General features: G+C 68.2%; 2 protein-coding genes. Both read right to left on the reverse strand.

Annotated elements, in window-relative coordinates; genetic code table 11:
* The coding region (locus AC1DMS_RS31675; RefSeq protein ID WP_478132099.1) for a proton-translocating transhydrogenase family protein at positions 1–125 on the reverse strand (125 nt) is incomplete at its 3' end.
* 34 nt (positions 126–159) lie between these two features.
* Positions 160–1052 (reverse strand): NAD(P) transhydrogenase subunit alpha (locus AC1DMS_RS31680; protein WP_478182140.1); only part of this gene is annotated, 893 nt, incomplete at its 5' end.

Genomic DNA, 1052 nt, shown 5'->3' on the forward strand with positions numbered 1-1052 from the left:
GCGTTGGTCACGGCCATCAGCGGCGTGTGCAGCGCGGGCGTGACGGTCCACACCACGTGGTAGCCCACGTAGATGGCCAGCACGAAGATGATGAGGTTGATGACGGTATGGGAAACGGGATCCATGATTTCTTCTCCTCGCGTGGGTGCTGGGGGCGGCTTATTTCTTCGTGACCTGGCCGTCCTGCGCAACGCGGCAGGCAGCGACGATGTCGTCCTCGAGGTCGATCTTCAGGCCGCCCTCCTTGGTGACGATGAGCTTGAGGAAGTCAAGCACGTTGCGCGCATAGAGCGCCGACGCATCGGCCGCCACCAGCGCCGGCAGGTTGGTTTCGCCGACGATGGTCACGCCGTGCTTGACCACCGTCTTGTCGGCTTCCGACAAGGGGCAGTTGCCGCCCACGCCACCCGGGCCCTTGCCGGCCGCGATGTCGACGATCACCGAGCCCGGCTTCATGGCCTTGACCATGTCCTCGGTGATGAGCGTGGGCGCGGCGCGGCCGGGGATGAGCGCGGTGCTGATGACGATGTCGGCCAGCGCCACGCGCTTGGCCACCTCGACCTGCTGGCGCGCGAGCCAGCTCGCGGGCATGGGCTTGGCATAGCCGCCGACGCCGACCGCGGCTTCCTTCTCCTCGTCGGTGTCATAGGACACCTCGATGAACTTGCCGCCGAGCGATTCGATCTGCTCCTTGACGCTCGGGCGCACGTCGGAGGCCTCGATCACGGCGCCCAGGCGCTTGGCGGTGGCGATGGCCTGCAGGCCGGCCACGCCGACGCCCAGGATGACCACGCGCGCGGCCTTCACGGTGCCGGCGGCGGTCATGAGCATGGGGAAGAAGCGCTGGTACTTGTCGGCCGCCATGATCACGGCCTTGTAGCCCGCGATGTTGGCCTGCGAGGAGAGCACGTCCATGCTCTGGGCGCGGGTGGTGCGCGGCGCGGCTTCGAGCGCGAAGGCCGTGAGGCCGGCCGTGGCCAGGCGCTGCAGGCCGGCCGCATCGAAGGGGTTGAGCATGCCGATGACCACGGTGCCGGGCTTCATGAGCGCGG

The sequence above is a fragment of the Variovorax sp. 05T418 genome (assembly GCF_056396385.1).